At 70.2% G+C, this 18164-nt stretch carries 5 protein-coding genes and 1 pseudogene; 3 read left to right on the top strand and 3 right to left on the bottom strand.

What is annotated here, in order from left to right:
- Positions 1–2020, bottom strand: a 2020-nt coding sequence (locus tag GWK61_RS03065) for an AfsR/SARP family transcriptional regulator (protein ID WP_194904630.1), incomplete at its 3' end; no start/stop codon positions are given.
- A 522-nt stretch (positions 2021–2542) separates the two neighbouring features.
- On the opposite strand from GWK61_RS03065, the gene GWK61_RS03060 reads away from it, so the two are divergent.
- The 3 genes from GWK61_RS03060 (at position 2543) to GWK61_RS03045 (ending at position 15658) form a co-directional block, all read left to right on the top strand.
- The gene (locus tag GWK61_RS03060) at positions 2543–3697 is read left to right on the top strand and encodes a glycoside hydrolase family 16 protein (RefSeq protein ID WP_194904628.1); all 1155 of its coding nucleotides are present in this window, start codon (positions 2543–2545) and stop codon (positions 3695–3697) included.
- A 614-nt stretch (positions 3698–4311) separates the two neighbouring features.
- Positions 4312–10896, top strand: a complete 6585-nt coding sequence (locus GWK61_RS03050) for an RHS repeat-associated core domain-containing protein (protein ID WP_194904624.1) — start codon at positions 4312–4314, stop codon at positions 10894–10896.
- A gap of 64 nt (positions 10897–10960) precedes the next feature.
- The gene (locus GWK61_RS03045; protein ID WP_194904621.1) at positions 10961–15658 is read left to right on the top strand and encodes a beta-sandwich domain-containing protein; all 4698 of its coding nucleotides are present in this window, start codon (positions 10961–10963) and stop codon (positions 15656–15658) included.
- Here GWK61_RS03045 and GWK61_RS03040 read toward each other — a convergent pair.
- Together GWK61_RS03040 and GWK61_RS60540 are read right to left on the bottom strand one after the other, a co-directional pair.
- Positions 15633–17852, bottom strand: a complete 2220-nt coding sequence (locus GWK61_RS03040; protein ID WP_194904619.1) for a tetratricopeptide repeat protein — start codon at positions 17850–17852, stop codon at positions 15633–15635. The genes GWK61_RS03045 and GWK61_RS03040 overlap by 26 nt on opposite strands.
- A gap of 37 nt (positions 17853–17889) precedes the next feature.
- Positions 17890–18129: pseudogene (locus GWK61_RS60540) on the bottom strand (helix-turn-helix domain-containing protein); the annotation flags it as partial.
- Positions 18130–18164: the final 35 nt, after the last annotated feature.

Here is an 18164-nt window from a genome sequence, read left to right as displayed (position 1 = left end):
GGGTCCCGGGTTCGGGCTCGGCGGTGGGCAGGCGGTTGGGGGCGTCGCTGACGGCCACGGAGGCGGCTTCGACACCGGCGGCATACCAACAGATCAGCCGACGGAGGGCCGGATCGCGCTCAGCGGCGGTCCCGGCGCCGTTCAAGAGCTCTGACGCGTACGATCGGATGAGATCGTGATAGCGGTAGCAGCCCTCGTCCTGCTCGGCCAGCAGATGAATGTCCACGAGGTGTTCCAGAGCGTCCTCGACATCTGCCTCCGGCGCCCCGAGCAGGGCCGCCACCTCGGCGGCGCCGAAGCTCGTCGCGGGTATCAGGGTGGCGATGCGGAACGCATCGTCGGCGTCGAGACCGGCGGTTCCCCTGCGCGATCGCAGGCCCACGTAGCTGAGATCGAAGCTGGCGCGCACGGCCAGGTCGGGCACCGACAGTTCGTCCAGCCTCCGTCTGCGGTCGGCCAGCCGGGTCGCGAATCTCTGCACGGACCACGACGGCCGGTCGGCCAGGCGTGCCCCGGCGATACGCAGGGCGAGCGGTAGGCCGGCGCAGCTTTCCAGTATCGAGGCGACGGCCGCGGGCTCGGCTGCCGTACGGTCGGCGCCGATGATGAGTTCCAGCAGCCGCGATGCCTCCGGGGCGGGCATCAGGTCCAGGTCCACGCGCCGCGCTCCGGCCAGCCCGGACAGCTTGTAGCGGCTGGTGACCAGTACGGCGCAGCCTTCTGAAGCGGGGATCAGGGGGCGGATCTGCTCGGGATTGCGGGCGTTGTCCAGGACGACCAGGACCCGCCGGCCGGCCAGCGTGGTGCGGAACAGGGCGGCGCGCTCGTTGACGCCGGGTGGAAGACCGCCGGCCGGGATCCCGAAGGCGGACAGGAGGGACCCGAGGATGTTACCGGTCTCACTCGGAAGCGGATCGGTGCCCCGCAGGTCGGCATACAGCTGGCCGTCGGGGAACAGGTGTGCCACCTGGTGCGCGGCGTGGATCGCCGCCGTCGTTTTGCCCAGTCCGCCGCCGCCGGTCACGGTGACGACCGGAACTCGTCCCGGTCCGGCGGGACCGCCGATCAAAGAGCGGACCATCGCCGCGGTTTCACGTTCTCGCCCGGTGAAGTCTGTGACGTCCGCGGGTAGCTGGGCGATCGGGGCGCTGTCAGGTTCGGGATGCGAGGGTGCCGCCGTCGGGTCCTGGATTTCCGGGGCCGGCGACGCGATCGTCCCAGGATCTTGATCAGCCGGTGGATTCCCTGTGCCGGTCGTGTCTTCGGAGCACGGCGCGAGAACGGGGTCGTGAACCAGGATCCGCTGCTGCAGATCCCTGACATCGGCCGATGGCTCTATCGCCAACTCGGCCTTCAGGGTCCGGCGCAGCGCCGCGTAGACGTCGAGCGCTTCGGCTTGGCGACCTGAGCGATACAGCGCGAGCATGAGCTGGCGGTGGAACTGCTCGTGGAGCGGATGCTCGGCGGTGAGTTCCCACAGTTCGTCGCCGGCTTCGTGATGCCGGCCCAGGTGCATGTCGGCCTCGATGCGCCGTTCGAGTGCCAGGAGGCGGTTGTTGCGGAGCTGCTGGATGTGGTGTTTGAACTCGGCTTTCGCCGGGAGGTCGGCCAGTGGCTCGCCGCGCCAGAGTGCCAGCGCCGAAGTCAGTACTCTGGAGGCCTGCGCCCATCGTTCTTCCCGGGCGGCCCGCAGCCCTTCGGCGTACCCCCGAGCGAAGTCGTCGAGATCGCACTCGCCCGGCGCCACCCGGATTTCGTATGCCGACATCCCGGTACGGATCCGGGTGGCGTCTGGATCTCGTACCGCGTGCCGCAGCCGCATCATGTGGTTTCGCAGTGCCGCTGTCGCTGAGACAGGCGGCTCATCGCCCCACAGCGCACGGGTCAGCCGCTCGACGGGCACCGGCTGGTTGCGGTGGAGCAGCAAGGTGGTGAGGGCGGCTCGTGGGTAAGGCCCGTTGACCGGCAGTCCGAGGCCGTCGTCAGTGACCTCCAGCGGTCCCAGCAGCTCGAAGCGCATCGACGTTCCCCCGCAGGCTGGATGAGGTTCTTCAAGCCCGACCCTACCGGCACGGGGGTTTGTCAGGGTGTGGAGTCGGCGGGTTGTCTGTTACGGCGATCTTAGGCGGTCTTACGGCGTTGACACTCGCCGGCGGCATACTCGTTCACGGCGTATACGGATCCGATCGGCGCGGCCTCCGGAGTAGTCGAGGAACGCCCTATCACTCCTGTCAGGCAATGACCGCTGTACCACCGACAAGCGATCAGGAGCGTCCATTTACTCAACATCTTGCCAAGCTTGCAATATATGCTGCTGGTGACGGTCGGCGTTATCGCGGCGGCCGCTGCCGCTGCCGCGGGCGTCCGGCCGACGGCGCGTGGCCCGGGCGGAACGGGTTCGCCCCGGCCGACAGGGCCGAGCCGTGAGCCTGGCGGCTCCGCACAGCTGACCGGCTGCCATCCACCACCACCACCACCGCCGCATCGGCGCGGCACCACGAACGAGCGCTCGCGAGCACCATCGAACGGCAGGAGCAATGACTTGACAGGGCAAGCACTTCGGCGATCGAACGCGACCAATCGGCTGGCCGCCGTGGCCTTTGTCGCGGCTTTGGCGGTCGGCGGCTTCGGCGCCCCTCCGGCCTCGGCGGCCTCGGCGGCCTCGGTGACCGTGACCGAGGACTCGCTGTCGATCAACCCGTCCGCGCCGGCGACATCCAGCAGCGTGCGGGCCACCCTGGTGGTCCACGCTTCCGGCACACTGCCGGTGCAGGCGCTGACCGTCGCCGTCCGGTCTTCCGGTGGTGCCGGCTACGACTTCACCGGTGCCGAGGCGGTCACGCTGACCACGTCGAAACTGACCTTCCAGCCGAACGCGGAGACGTTCCCGGCCGGCACGTACACCTACTTCGGCGCGTACGAGGTCGGCGGGGTCTGGACCAATCTGCCGTCGAAGACCTTCCTGGTGAAGCCACCCGCCGGTGCCGCGCCGGCCGGCATCCCCGGCAGCTGGAACAGCACCTTCGACGACGAGTTCGATGAGGGCTCGCTGGCGAACGACCACAACTGGTCCACCGTCTCGCCGTTCGGCAGGTGGGGGAGCGCGAACAACACGTGGTGCTCCACCGGGCCCACCCAGCAGATCACCGGGGGTGAACTCGTCCTGCAGGAGCTCAACGAAGCCTGCGACGGGTCGTCGTCGGCGTTGACCGGCGGCATCGTCAGCACCGGCCCGGGATACGCGACCAACCCGGTCACGTTGTCTCCCGGTGACGCCGTTGAGGCGGAGGTCTACGCCTCGCCCGGCTCCAAGGGGATCACCAACTGGCCGGCGTTCTGGCTCGACGGGCAGGACCCTTGGCCGTCGAACGGCGAGATCGACGCCATGGAGGGCCTGGACGGCTCTGCGTGCTATCACATCCACTGGGGCACCCCGGCCAACCCGCAGGCGGCAGGCGGTTGCCCCACCGGGGACCACACCGGTTGGCACACGTACGGAGCGGACTGGCAAGCCGACGGCACCGTCGTGTTCTACTACGACGGCACCGAGGTCGGCAGCGAGTACCTGAACACCGCATCGCCGCAGTACATCGTCCTCGACCTCGCGTCGGCGAACGACTCCGGCGCCACGACCACCACCGGCACGGCGGGGGAGATGAAGGTCGCCTACGTCCGAGCCTGGCAGCCCGCATCCTGATCCGGATGTGACCCGATCCGCCGGTGCGTCCCCTGCCGGTTCCTCCCGTGGCGGGAGGCGCGGCTTCTGACAGTCCTCAAGCGCCGATCACGAAGCGCTGTAATCCACCTTCTGGCGTGAGAAGAGAATGATGACCAGCCACAAACACAAACCCCTGTTTCGCTCCATAGCCGCCGCCATACTCACTGCGGCTGCGGCCGCGGGCACCAGCACCGCCGGCTACTACACGGCGACGACCGGCTCCACCCCGGTCAAGACCGAGCTGACCGCCACCGCGCACACCGGCATGGCCCGGTTCACCTTCCCGGCCGCCACGCATGGCCTGAAACGACGGAAACAGCCCCTTCGCACGATGAGCGGACCTTCTCGCCCTCCTCGTGGCCGTCCCACATTCATCCCACATCCGGTTGCGGCCCTGTGCCGGGCCCAGCCGTCGCTGCGAGCATGCAGTCAGGCTCCTGACACAGGTGCTGCTCGGCAAGGGAGGGTGGGTCGTGAGTCGGTATCTGCGTAGCGGAATCCTGATAGTCAGTTCCCTGAGTCTGGTTGCCTCGATGACGGCGGTCGTTGCGAGCGCGGGGGCCGCTGGGATGCCCGCGAAGGCGCGGCCGCCCGTGGCGGACCTGGGGCGGGTGCTGCCGCACACGCTGGTGCAGCCGGTCCCGCTCAAGACTCCGAGTCCGGCAGGGCTCTACGACCCCACGGTTGCCTCCAAGCTGCCCGGTGCCGGGACCGCGGTCGCGGATTTCGCCGGCGCGGCGAGCGGTGGGAATGCGACGGGCGATAAGACGGCGGCTGGTGCCGGCTCGGCGAGGACCGATCTGGTCCGTGCGGGTACGTCGCCGGTCTCGATCGGCCGGGTCGCCGCCGTTTCCGGTGGGGCATCGCAGAAGTCTGCATTTGCGGACGCCTCGGACGCCTCGGACGCCTCGGACGCCTCGGACGCCTCGAACGCCTCGGGTGCTTCCGGCGCCCGGCCTGCCGGGGCCCGGGTCACGCTGACCGACCAGAGCACCGCGCAAGCCGCCGGCGTTCACGGCATCCTGTTCTCCCTCACTCCGACGTCCGGGAGTGGGCCGGTCGGCGTTTCCGTCGACCCGTCGTCGTTCGTGGCGGCGTTCGGCGGGGATTACGCCGCGCGGCTTCGTCTGGTCCAGATGCCGGCGTGCGCGGTGACGACTCCCGGCGTCGCCGCGTGCCAGCGGCAGCAGCCGCTCGCGCCGGTCGGGGGGTCGCCGCTGGCCGCTGACGTCGCGCTCACGCCGCAGGGGACGGTGCTCGCCGCGACCTCCGGTACCGGCGGATCCTCTGGCACCTACGCCGCCTCGTCGCTTTCGCCGACGGGCTCGTGGTCGGTCGGCGGCAACACCGGTTCGTTCAACTACACCTATCCGATTCAGGTGCCGCCTGCGATCGCCGGGCCCACGCCGTCGATCTCCCTGGACTACGACTCCTCCAGCCAGGACGGCCGTACCGAGGGCACCAACAACCAGTCCTCCTGGCTCGGCGACGGCTGGAGCTCTCCCGAGGGCTACATCGAGCGCACGTACAAGAGCTGCACCGACGATTCGTCGTCCGGCGCGCCGCAGTACTCCGGTGACAATTGCTGGGCCGGGCAGGTTCTCACCCTGTCGCTGAACGGGCAGTCGACGCAGGTCGTCTATGACGACGCCACCAAGACCTTCCACGCGGCCACCGACTCCGGGACCGAGAAGATCGAGCAGCTGACCGGCGGCGTCAACGGGACCCATGACGGCGAGTACTGGCGCGTGACCGAGAACGGCGTCCAGTTCTACTTCGGGATGAACCAGCTGCCCGGCTTCGCCGGCAACGACCAGACCACGCAGTCGGCGTGGACGGTTCCGGTGTACGGGGCGCACGACGGCGATCCCTGCCATGCCTCGACGTTCGCGGCCTCCTCGTGCCTGCAGGGCTGGCGCTGGAACCTGGACTACGTGGTGGACCTGCACAACAACGCCACCGCCTACTACTACCAGCCGGAGACCAACTACTACGGCGCCGACATGAAGAACACCGGCGTGGCCTACAACCGCGGCGGCTATCTCACCCGCATCGACTACGGCATGACCGCCTCGACCGTGTACGCCGGGACCGCGCCGGAGCAGGTGCTGTTCAGCGTCGCAGAGCGCTGTATCGCCGGGTCGCCGGCCGGCAACAAGTGCACGGATGCGCAGTTCACGACGGCGAACGCCGCCTACTGGCCCGATGTGCCGATCGATCTGAACTGTGCCCAGGGCGTCTCCTGCGCGAACCACGGCCCCAGCTTCTGGTCCCGCGAGCGGTTGACCTCCATCACCACCCAGGTGCAGGTCAACGGAGCGACACAGCAGGTTGACAAGTACTCCTTCGCGCAGTCGTTCCCCGACGGCGGCGACCACGCCCCGACCCTGTGGCTGGACTCGATCCAGCGCACCGGTCTGGACACCGGCGGCGGCGGCGCGAACACCCCGCCGAACCCGCCGACCTCCTTCGATCCGCCGTTTCAGCTGCCCAACCGGATCGGGACGGTCCCCTCGCTGCCGGTGATGTACCACGACCGCATCAACACCGTCACCTCGGACACCGGGGCCCAGACCACGGTCACCTACGACCCGACCACCTGCACGAAGAGCAACGTGCCCGCGGACCCGTCGACCAACACCCTGCCGTGTTTCCCGGTGTCCTGGACGCCACCGGGCGCCGTCGCCCCGGAGCTGGACTGGTTCTACAAATACCGGGTGCACAGTGTGCTGACCACGGATCAGCACAACATCAATCCGGACAACACCCAGCCGGAGCTGCTCACGACCTACAAGTACGACGGCGGCGCGGCCTGGCACTACGACGACAACGAAGTGGTCAAGGCCGCGAACCGCACCTACGGCCAGTTCCGTGGCTACGCCTCGGTGGAGACCCGCACCGGTGACACCAACGTCTTCCACCTCACCGACGGGCAGAAGGTGTACGACCAGGCCTCACTGTCGATCAGCACGTATCTGCGCGGCATGGACGGCGACACGCAGCCAGGCGGAGGTAAGAGGTCTGTCACAGTCTCCTCGACCGACGGCGCCTACTCGGTGAAGGATTCCGACGCCTTGTCCGGGCAGGTCTTCGAGCAGGACGCCTACACCGGCGACACCGCCGTCGGCGGCGTGCTGAACCAGGCGACGGTCACCGTGCCGACGATCATCGGTCCGACGGCGACCCGCGCCCGCACCGGCCTGCCCGACCTCACGGCACAGATGGTCCGCACCGCGGCCACCCACGTCCGGCAGGCCGTCACCGGCGGCTGGCGCGCCACCGAGACCGACCAGTTCTACGACACCGCCCTCAACCAGCCCACCACGGGCCTGCTGCTCCAGACCGACGACCGCGGCGACGTCTCCGATCCGGCCAACGTCGCGCAGTGCTCCTGGTCCCGTTACGCGGTGAACACGGCGAAGGGCCTGGCGTTCGCCGCCGAGGCCGTCAAGAGCGCCCAGGACTGCACCGCGGCCAACGCCCCCCAGACCGGCACGCTGATCTCCGACTCCCGGACCGCGTACGACGGCAACGCCTTCACCTGGAACGGCGCCTCCGGCGGCACCGCGCCCACGACCGGTGACGCCACCGAGACCGACCAGGCCTCGGCCGCGTCCGGGCCGACGGCGAGCGCCTTCGTCGCCGGTTCCACCGCCACCTACGACCAGTACGGCCGGATCCTCACCCGGGTGCGCACGCCCTCCTCGACCGCACCCGGCGGAGTGAGCCTGGCGCAGACCACGACCACGAGCTACACGCCAGCCTCCGGCGCCCTGCCGACGAAGATCCAGGTCAGCACCCAGGTCACGGCGGGTACGTCGCCGACCTATCAGACCTCGACCACACTGTTCGACGCCGCCCGGGCGCTGCCGATCGAGAAGGTCGACGTCGCCGGGCTGAAGACCGACATCACCTACGACGAGCTCGGCCGCACCACGGCCGTGTGGCAGCCCAACGAATCCAAGAGCGCCAGGCAGGCCGCGAACACCGTCTACACGTACCAGCTCTCGAGCACCTCGCCGTCCGTCGTGACCACGGAGTCGCTGCTGGACAACGGGTCGTACACGGTGTCCGAGGCGCTGTCCGACGCGATGGGCCGGGTGCGGCAGACCCAGGTCACCGCCGAGAACGGCTCGACGCTGGTCACCGACACGCAGTACGACTCGCACGGCTGGGCGGTCCTGAGCGACAAGGACTACGCGGTGAGCGGCTCGCCGTCGCCGCTGCTGGCCTCGGTCGCCCAGAAGTACCTGCCCAGCACCGTCGTCACCGACTACGACGCGCTCGGCCGCGCCGACCTGGTCACCGAGGAGCACCTGGGCGCCAAGACCTCCGCGACCAGCACCGCCTACGCCGGCGACCGCACCACGGTCGTCGAGCCGGCCGGGGCGGTGACGCAGACCACGTACACCAACGCCCGCGGCAAGACCACGGAGCTCGACCAGTACACCGCGGCGCCGACGCTCAGCGGCAGCACGGCGGCCGGGTTCACGGTGACCGGAGGCACGGTCAACCAGACGAAGTACTCGTACACCGCCGCCGGGATGACCCAGACCGTCACCGGCCCCGACGGCCAGAAGTGGACCACGGGCTACGACCTGCGCGGCCGCAAGACCAGCCAGACCGACCCGGACGCAGGGACCTCGACGTACGGCTACGACGACGCCGGGAACCAGATCTGGAGCAAGGACTCCCGCGACGTCGAGCTCGACTACACCTACGACCTGCAGGGCCGCAAGCTCGCGGCGTCGGACAAGTCCAAGGGCGGCTTCGAGTTCGCCTCCTGGACCTACGACACGCTCCAGGCCGGACAACCCACCTCCTCAACCCGCTACGTGCAGGGCGTCTCCGGCGGCTACACCGTGGCGACCACCGGCTTCACCAGCCTCGGCAAGCCGACCGGGCAGACGATCACACTGCCGGACGCCGAGGCGCCGCTGCCGACGACCTACACGGTGTCCTACTCCTACTCGCCGGTCACCGGCGCGCTCACCGAGGAGGACGAGCCGAAAGCCGGCGGGCTCCTCGGTGAGGCCGTGGTCTACAAGCACGACACGCTCGGCGACCCGACCACCACGACCGGGATCTGGACCTACGTCGGCGGCACCGCCTACACCAACACCGGCGAGGTCGCGCAGCTGACGCTCGGCCCGACCAGCAACCCGGCCTGGATCACCAACACCTTCGACGACCAGACCCGCCGCCTGACCGACGTCCTGACCTCCAAGAGCCAGGGCACCGTGCAGGCCGTCGACGACACGTCCTACCGATACGACGTCTCCGGCAACCCGACCGCGGTGACCGACCAGCAGCAGGAGACCGGCACGACCGTCACCGACCAGCAGTGCTTCAGCTACAACGCGCTCGTCCAGCTCAGCGCGGCGTGGACCGCGAACGACGGCTGCGCGGCCAACCCGCCGACGTCCTCGGCCCTGGCCGGCGGCGCGGGCGCCTACTACCAGTCCTACGCCTATGACCCGGTCGGCGACCGGACCTCCGAGACCGACCACGCCGTCGGCGGCGCCTCCGGCGACACCCAGACCACCTATGTCGACGGCTGCACGACGACCTGCCCGAACGGCCCCCAGCAGCACACGATGACGGCCCAGAACAGCACCGGGCCCGCGGGCGCCGCCAGCATCCGGTACGCGTACGACGCCATGGGGGACACGGTCAGCCGGACGCCGTCGGCCGGGTCGTCGCAGACCATGTCCTGGGACGACGAGGGCCACCTGCAGTCGGTGACCCAGGGCACGGATGTCACCTCCTACCTCTATGACGCCGAAGGCAACCAGCTGATCCGCCGCGACGCCGGGCAGACCACGCTGTTCGCCGGCGACACCGAGATCGTCGTCAACACCGCGACCACTCCGGCGACCGTGGCCGGCGCGGTCCGCACGTACCGCTCCGGCGGCGTCGGCGCCCCGATCGCGGTGCGCTCCAGCCTGCCCGGTGGCGGCGTGAGCTACCTCGTCACCGACCTGAACGCCTCCGCGACGCTGGCCATGGACACCACCACGCAGGCCGTGACCCGGCGCGCCTACACGCCGTTCGGCCAGGCTCGCGGAACCGCCGCGAGCGGGTGGCCCGATGCCACCCACGGTTATCTCGGCAAGGCGACGGATGCCGGGACCGGGTACGTCGGCATCGGCGCGCGTGAGTACGACCCGTCGACCGGCCGCTTCCTGAGCATCGACCCGGTGCTGGAGGCCAAGTCGCCGCGGCAGCTCGGCGGCTACGCCTACGCCGCGAACAATCCGGTGACCAGCAGCGACCCGACGGGTCTGGACGACTGGTGGGCCGACCCGCTGCAGAACCCGGGTGTCAGCTACGACGTCGCCCAGAGCCACGGCTATGCGGGCAACTGCCAGTACACATACTGCGACACCATCTTCGACCACCCGTTCTCCCGGTGGGGGAACGACCCCTCGACCTACCACTATCCAAGCTGGTGGCCTGCGCCGTTCAACCCCTCGGCCAACCGGCAGACCTACACCGACGTCCTGAAGAAGTTCTTCGACGGGCAGATCCCGGAGGGAGCACGGCAGGGCTTCATCAGCACCGACGCCTCCGCGCCCGGCAACGGCATCATCCTGGTCCGGTTCTTCATCTCCACGGGCCGGATCCTGGGCGTCGGCCACGGCGACGACCGGGGCTTCACCGACGACCCGGGAGCCAGCAGCCGGGTGGTCATCGCCTGGAACACCGACACCGGACAGGTCAGCATGACCGGCCAGCGGAGCTGTATCGACTTCTACTGCCATGCGGCCCGGGACATCAACGGACCCGGCAGCCTCAACAGCCTGACCGTCACGACCTCGTGGGGGCAGGAGGGCAGCGACGGCGGGCACGCCGGGTTCACCGCGAACGTGCACGCCACCGACGGTGTCGCCAACTTCGGCGGCTCGATTCACGGCCGGGTCGGGCTGGACATCAGCCCGCAGGGCGTCATCTCGTTCCAGTACGCCGGCACGGTCTACCCGTCCATCGAGGCGTATCAGTATCCGTCGAACGGCGAGTCGGTCCAGAATCTGGGCCAGGCCCGGGAGAAGCCCGGCGGCAACCCCTTCGCCGGTGAGATCGGTCCGCTGTTCGGCCTGCACGACGGGTCCCGGCGGATGAGCTACTACGAGGGCGTCGGGTCGCAGGAGCCGAACCTGGTCTTCCTCGCACCCTGATCCCCCCGGCCTTCCCCGCATCTGCCCATCCCCGTCCTTCGAACAGAGAGATCCGCAGACCACTGTGTCCAAGTCCAAGAAACTGAAGAGCCGGGCTGTGGCCGCGGCCGTGCTCGGGCTGGCGCTGACCGGGGTCGCCCCGGCCGCGCCGGCCGGGGCGGCGGCCGGGTGGCAGCTCCAGCCCGGTGCGACGGCCCAGGGCGTCCGACCAGCACCAGCACCCGCACCCGCAGCGCCTGCGATCCCGGCCGTACAGACAGCTCAGAGCCGTGCCTCGGCCGCCGCGCGGGCATCCGGGAAACCGGTCGTCGTCGGCGCCGACACCGACGCCGCCTCGCAGGTGCGGGCGAACCCCGACGGCACCTTCACCCTCACCGAGAGCACCTCGCCGGTCCGGGCCCTGCGCGACGGGGTCTGGGTCGCCATCGACCCGACGCTCTCGCGGCGGCCCGACGGCTCGGTCCAGCCCGCCGCCACCGCGACCGGCGTCGTCTTCTCCGGCGGCGGCAAAGGCCCGATGGCCGAGCTGACACAGGACACGAAGACCCTTTCCTTCAGCTGGCCCACGCCGCTTCCGGCGCCGACTCTGGCCGGTCCGGTCGCCACCTACGCAGACGTGCTGCCCGGCGTGGACCTGCGGTTGACCGCGAACTCCGCGGGCTTCTCCCAACTACTGGTGGTGCACGACGCTCAGGCAGCGAAGAACCCCACGCTGCGGATGCTGACTTTGACGACGTCGGAGTCCGGCGTCAGCGTCGCCGGAACTCCAGACGGCGGTGCGGTCGCCACCGATGCGCAGGGGAACACCGTCTTCCACGCCGATCGGGCGACGATGTGGGACTCCTCGCAGGCGGTTCCCGCAAAGGGCGCCACTACGAACCCGGCGAACGCCGCCGGAGCCGCGGCCGCCGAGCCGGGTTCGGCCGCGGGCGCGGGATCGGCGCGGCGGGCCGAGGTCGGTGTGACCGTGACCGCGCACTCCGAGACGCTCGTCCCGGACCAGGCGCTGCTGACCTCGCCGACCACGAAGTTCCCGGCCTACATCGACCCGGCCTGGTCGGGGAACCCGTCCCAGCAGCACTGGGCCCGGATCTCCGACAACGGCGACAACATCTACGACTCCACCTCGACGGCGACGAACGACCATCCCCGGGAGGGCTACGACAACTGGCCGGACGGCAACGGGGAACGCGCCCGCACGTACTACACGGTGGACACCAGCGGCGTGAAGAACGCGATCATCCTCGGCGCCAACCTTTACGTGAAGGACTACTGGTCGGCGAAGTGGACCACGCCCGAACCGGTGGACATGGAGGCCACCTGCGACCCGGCGGGCTGGTCGTCCAGCGACCTCAACTGGTCGAAGCAACCGTGCTGGCTGTATGTGGTGGACTCTCAGAAGAGTGACGAGGCCGGGTGCCCCAGCGCCTGCTATGTCACTCCCAGCACGCTCCAGTTCACCGCCACCAAGGAGGTCGCCGCGGCGGCCGCCGCCGGGAACTCGCACATGTCGTTCGCTCTGGTGTCCCCCGACGAGAGCAACGCCGACCAGTGGAAGCAGTTCGCCTCCGGCGGCGGGGCCACGCTCTCGGTGACCTACACGGTCCGGCCTCAGCTGCTCGACGGCACCGGCGTTCCGAAGATCAACGGAGCGGTGAAAGACAGCGGCTCGTGGTTCATCAGTGATTCCACCCCGACGTTGTCGGCGCGCGCCTCCGACAGCGACGGCGAGGGTGTGCAGATGCACTACACCCTGAAGAACTCCGCCGGCACCGTCGTCGGCTCCGGCCTGGGCCCGGCCACCGGGACGACGGTCAACGGCACGGACTGGACGACCGGAACGCTCGCGGACGGGGGGTACTCATGGCAGGCCACTGACACCAACGCTTCCGGCTACTGGGACGGCCACTACGACTCCGGCGGCGGGTGGGTGTGCGGCTGCACCGCGGTCCAGTCGTTCACCGTGGACACCACGGCGCCCAACGCGCCCGGCGTCGTCTCGGCGCAGTTCCCGGCCAAGACCTCCGGCGCGGCGTACACCGACGTTGGAAAGTTCACGTTCTTCACCAGCGGTGACAACGTGAAGGGCTACATGTATTCGCTGGACGGCGATCTGAGCGGCACCGTCTACAACAACGGCTCCGGCTCGCCGCCGACGTTGAGCGGTACGGTCATCACGCCGGGGAAGACGTACTGGGCCACGGCCGACAACGGCACGGGTGCCGAGGTGGTGAACGGCTGGGCGCAGCCGGTCTTCGCCCCGGGGACGGTCGGACCGCACCGGGTCTACGTACGAGCCGTCGACCAGGCCGGGAACACCGGCCCGGAGACCACTTACCTGTTCTACGCCGGATTCACCACGCCGGTGTTCGCCTACGGCGACAAGCTGGTCGACGGTGACAGCACGGCCACGCCGCCGATCCCGGCCGGCACGTACTCCGCGGCGAGTTCCGCCAACACCGCCCTGATCGTCCAGAAGGACTGCTGCGGTCTGCACTTCGCGGACGGCGCGCAGGCGATGCTCTCGGGCACGGGACTGGCGGCCGGCGACAGTGCGACCTTCAGCTTCTCCGTGCCCAAGACCGGCGTCTACGACCTCGGCGCCAACCTGACCAGGGCGAACGACTACGGGCAGTACTCGCTCGTGCTGGACAAGGGATCGACCGCTCCGGCCACGCTGGTGCCGTCCTTCGACGCGTACAGCGCGACTGTGATCACGTACTACCGGGACTTCGGCGCGCCCAGGGACGCCTCCGGGAACGTGCTCCAGTTGAGCGCGGGAATCCATACCCTGACGCTCTCGATCACCGGGAAGAACGCCTCAGCGCAGGGCTACCAGGCGGGCATCGACTTCCTGCGGGTCTCGCCGATGAGCGCGACGTGCTCGCTGACCGCGCTGACCGCCTGTCTGGACAACACGGCGATCAGTCAGGACACGAACACCGGTGCCGCGGACGCGGACGGCGGCGGGAGCAGCTTCTCCGCCGCCGACCTGGCCGCCCAGGGCTGGACTCCGGGTGCCGCGGTGACGATCGACGGCGCGCCGATGACCGTGCCGGCGTACGCGGCCGGGTCGGGCGACAACATCGCGGCGTCCGGGCAGACGGTCACCGTGCCCGCAGGGGTCGCCGACGCCGGGAACGCGGTGGTCTTCCTCGTCGCGGCGACCGATGGAGCGGTCACCAACGCCGGCGGCAGCATCACCTACTCAGGATCCTGCGGTGCCCAGTCGTACACTCTGGACACCGTGCCGGACTGGACCGCGGGGCCCGCGACCTCGGCCGTGGTCTCCTTCGCGCATCGCAACCTGCTGGGGAACCAGCAGCAGGCGACGACCACCCGGCTGTACGCGGTGGCGGTCCCGCTGGTCTGCCCCGGCCAGCCGATAGCGTCCGTCTCGCTGCCGGTGGTGAGCAACGGCGTGGTGGCCGGCGTACCGGCGCTGCACGTCTTCGGTATCGGGATCCGCGGGTCGTCGTACGCGAATTCTCCGGCGAACACGGAGAATTGGACCGGCACCTGGTCAGCTCGTCAGGACTTTGCGAACACCGGCACCCTGACCGCGCAGACCGTCCGGATCCCGGTGCACGTCAGCCTCGGGAACGCCACCGGCGGTTCGGTGCGCGTCCATCTGTCCAACGCGCTGGGCACGGCGCCGGTGACGCTGGACGACGTCTCGGTCGCCGTGCAGAGCAGCGGTGCGGTGCCCGTCGCTCCGCCGGCGCGCCTCACGTTCGGCGGCTCCACTGCGGTCACGATGATCGCCGGCGGCGACGCGGTGAGCGATCCGGTGCCGCTGTCGGTGGCGCAGGAGTCGACGCTGTTGGTGAGCCTGCACGCGGCCGGGACCGTCAGCCGGTATCCGGCCCACGCCAGCTCGCAGCAGCCGGTCTATCTGTCGGCGGCGAACACCGACGCGGCGCTGGACGCGACCGGGGCGGCGTTCACCGGAACGGGAGCGGCTACGACCGCGGACATCGCGTATCTGACCGCTGTCGACGTCCTGACGCCGGGGGCGACGACGGGATCGCTGGTGCTCTACGGCGATCAGACCGTGAACGCGGACACCGCCTCGGGCGACGGACAGCACCACCTGTCCGATGTGCTGGCCGCGGATCTGGCCGCCGGCAACGGCGGTGTGGTCCCCTATGGCGTGCTGGGCGAGGGCCGGGACAGTTGGAACGTCTCGAACAACCTGCTGCCGACGGTGACCAGCGGGGGCACCCCGCTGAGCGCGCTGGATCCCGTCGACCGGGATGTGCTGGAACAGGGGAACGTCCGGACAGTGCTCATCTCCACCGGGACCGCCGACATCCTGGCCGGCGCCTCGGCGACGGATGTCGAGAACCGGCTCGTGGCGCTGTCCCAGCAGATCCGGCACTTCACCACCGACGACTCCTCCGACCCGAACGTGGTTACCAACAACGGCTTCGGCCTCACCACGGTCTACGTGGCGACGATCCCGCCGAACGCCGCGTTCGGCGCCGGGCAGGAAGCGGTACGGGAAGCGGTGAACTCGGCGATCAAGGGATCGGCGGGGGCATACCTGAGCGGGAACGCCGACGGCGTCATCGACTTCGCCGCCGCGGTCAGCACGACGGGGACGGACGCGGGCACCGCCGTCAACACGGCCTACCTCTACAACTCCAACGGCACCTACTACCCGAACGACTTGTACTACGCGGCGCTGGCGAACCAGTTCATCGTCAACACGACGTCGCAGAGCACTGTCGGGATCAAGCCGATGGCCCTGCGGCGGTGACGTCCTGGGACAGGTGACGGTTCGGCGGCAGGCCGTGGCGCAGCAGGAGCGCCTCGGCCTGCTCCCGGTATCGGGCCGCGGAGCCGGGCTCACCGGCTTCGCAGAGGGCTGCCGTCGTCTCCAGGGCCCGCGCCTGTTCGTAGGGGTTCCCACTGCCTCGAGCAGCCTCCAGCGCATCGGCGGCGGCCTTCCCGGCCGCTTCCGGACGGCCGGCGTCCAGGAGGGTCCGGGCCAGGCTGTTGAGGATGTCCGCCCGGCTGGGATGGTCCCCGATCTTGTCCAGGACCCGGACCGCCTCCTCGTGGTGGCGCAGCGCGGCCTCCACGTCGCCGACGGCCCGCCGGGCGTTGCCGACACCGGTGTGCGCGTCCGCGAACAGCTCCTGGAAGTCGAGGTTCTCGGCGATCTCCAGGGCCCGCCGATGGTGGGCCAGTGCCGAGGCGTAGTCCCCGCGTTCGTGGTGGGCGTCGCCGACGATGGTCGATCCCGTGCCGATCCCGGCGGTTTCGTTCCCGTCCGCCTCCATGATCGCCAGTCCCGCTTCGCCCTGCGCGACCGCCTCGTCGATCCGCCCCTGGCGGAGCAGGATGTCGGCGAGGTTGGTCATGGCTATGCCCAGACCGCGGGTCCGGCCCTCGGACTGGAAGATCTCGATCGCGCGGGCGAAGTAGTCGGCCGCCTCGGCTAGCCGCCACAGGTCGGCGTGCGTCACTGCCAGGGCGTTGAGGATGTAGCCGGCGTCGGTGACCCGGGGGCCGGCCTGCGCGATCCGGTCGGCCTCGCGCAGGCACGCCACGGCGCGCTGGACGTCGCCGCGGCGACGGTGCGCGGCGGACTGGGCGAGCAGCGCCCAGGCCTGGTCGTCCCGGTTGCCGGTACGCCGCGCCGCGGCCAGCCCCAGTTCGCTCATCTCGATCCACTCGTCGGTGCGGCCCAGGATGATGAAGAAGCGATTGAGCCGACGGACCAGCGCCACCGTCCGCTCGGGCCAGCCGTGGGCGAGCGCGTCGGCGGCGAGGTGGAAGATCGTGCCGATCTGCTCGTCGAACCAGGCCGCCGCCTCGGACCGGTCGGCCAGCACCGGAACGTGGCGCGGTGCGGGTTCGGGCTCTGTGAAGCCGGCACTGCGGGCCTGGTGCGCGTCCAGGAGGAACGCGGCGCGCGTGGCGTAGGCGGTGTAGTAGTCGATCATGCGGGCCCGGGCCGCCTCGCCGTCGGGGACGTGCTCGCCGCGGGCGAAGTCCCGGGTGAGCGCGTGCAGCCGGAAGGCACCGGGTGCGGGCTCCTCGATGAGGTGCACGTCGACCAGGCCGTCCAGCAGGCGCTCGGCCTCGGCCAGGTCGATGTCGGCCAGTGCCGCGGCCAGGTGGGCGTCGACATCGCATCCGGGCGCCAGGCCGAGCAGCGCGAAGAAGCGGAGCCTGGCCTCGTCGAGCTGGTGCGCGGACAGGGCCAGCGCCGCGGCGACGCCTCCGTCGTCGGCTTCCAGCTCGCCCAGGCGCCGCCCGGCGTCCCGCAGCCGTTCGGCCAGCCGGCCGAACGTCCAGGCCGGCCGGTGCTGGAGCCGGGCCGCCGCGATGCGCACGGCCAGCGGCAGATGTCCGCACAGCTCGGCCACCAACGCACAGTCCTCCGGCTCGGCGGCCACCCGTTCGGCGCCGGTCAAGCCCGCGAAGAGCTCATCGGTCTCGGTCCGGCTGAGCACGTCCAGCGACAGCGTCCGCACGCCGTCCAGACCGGTGAGCCGCCGCCGGCTGGTCACCAGTACGGCGCTGCGGCCGGATCCGGGAAGCAGAGGCCTGATCTGCGCGGTGTCCGCCGCGTCGTCCAGCACCACGGCGAGCCGCCGCCGGGCCAGCTCCGAGCGCCACAGCGCGGCCCGCTCGTCCCGGTCCTGGGGAATCCGGTCCGCACCCAGGCCCAGCGCCCGCAGCAGCGCCTCCAGCGCGGTACCGGGATCCAGCGGGCCGCGACCGGAGGTGTGACCGTGCAGATGCAGGAAGATCCGGCCGTCGGGACAGACCGGCGCGAGCGCCCGGGCGGCCCGGACGGCCAACGTCGTCTTGCCGACCCCGGCCATCCCGTCGACGACCCACAGCCCGGGGGCGTCCACCAGCCGTTCCAACTCGGCGGCCCGCCCGACGAAGCACAACGGCGCGCGCGGCATGTCGTCGCGTCCGAGCGCGGCCGGCACGATCTGCGCCGAACCGCGCCTGCGACCACAGCTCCCGCAGCGCACCGGTCTCACGCCCGGTGGCCCGGCACATGGCTTCGACGACGCTCCATGGAGGGATGGAGCGCCCCGACAGGTAGCGCGACAGCGAAGAGTCGCTGGAGTGGACGATCCGCTCCCACTCCTTCAAGCTCAATCCGGCGGCGTCCCGCAGCGCGACCAACTCTCGCGCCAGGTTCTGGAGCGGGCCGGAGTCGGCGGTCGCGGCCCGGTCGGGATCTTGATACTCATCGGACACCACTGACGGCCTCCCGGGGCTGGCGGATCGTGCCG

It is taken from the genome of Catenulispora rubra (assembly GCF_015356825.1).
Classification (GTDB): domain Bacteria; phylum Actinomycetota; class Actinomycetes; order Streptomycetales; family Catenulisporaceae; genus Catenulispora; species Catenulispora rubra.
This window is presented reverse-complemented; position numbering and strand designations above follow the sequence as displayed.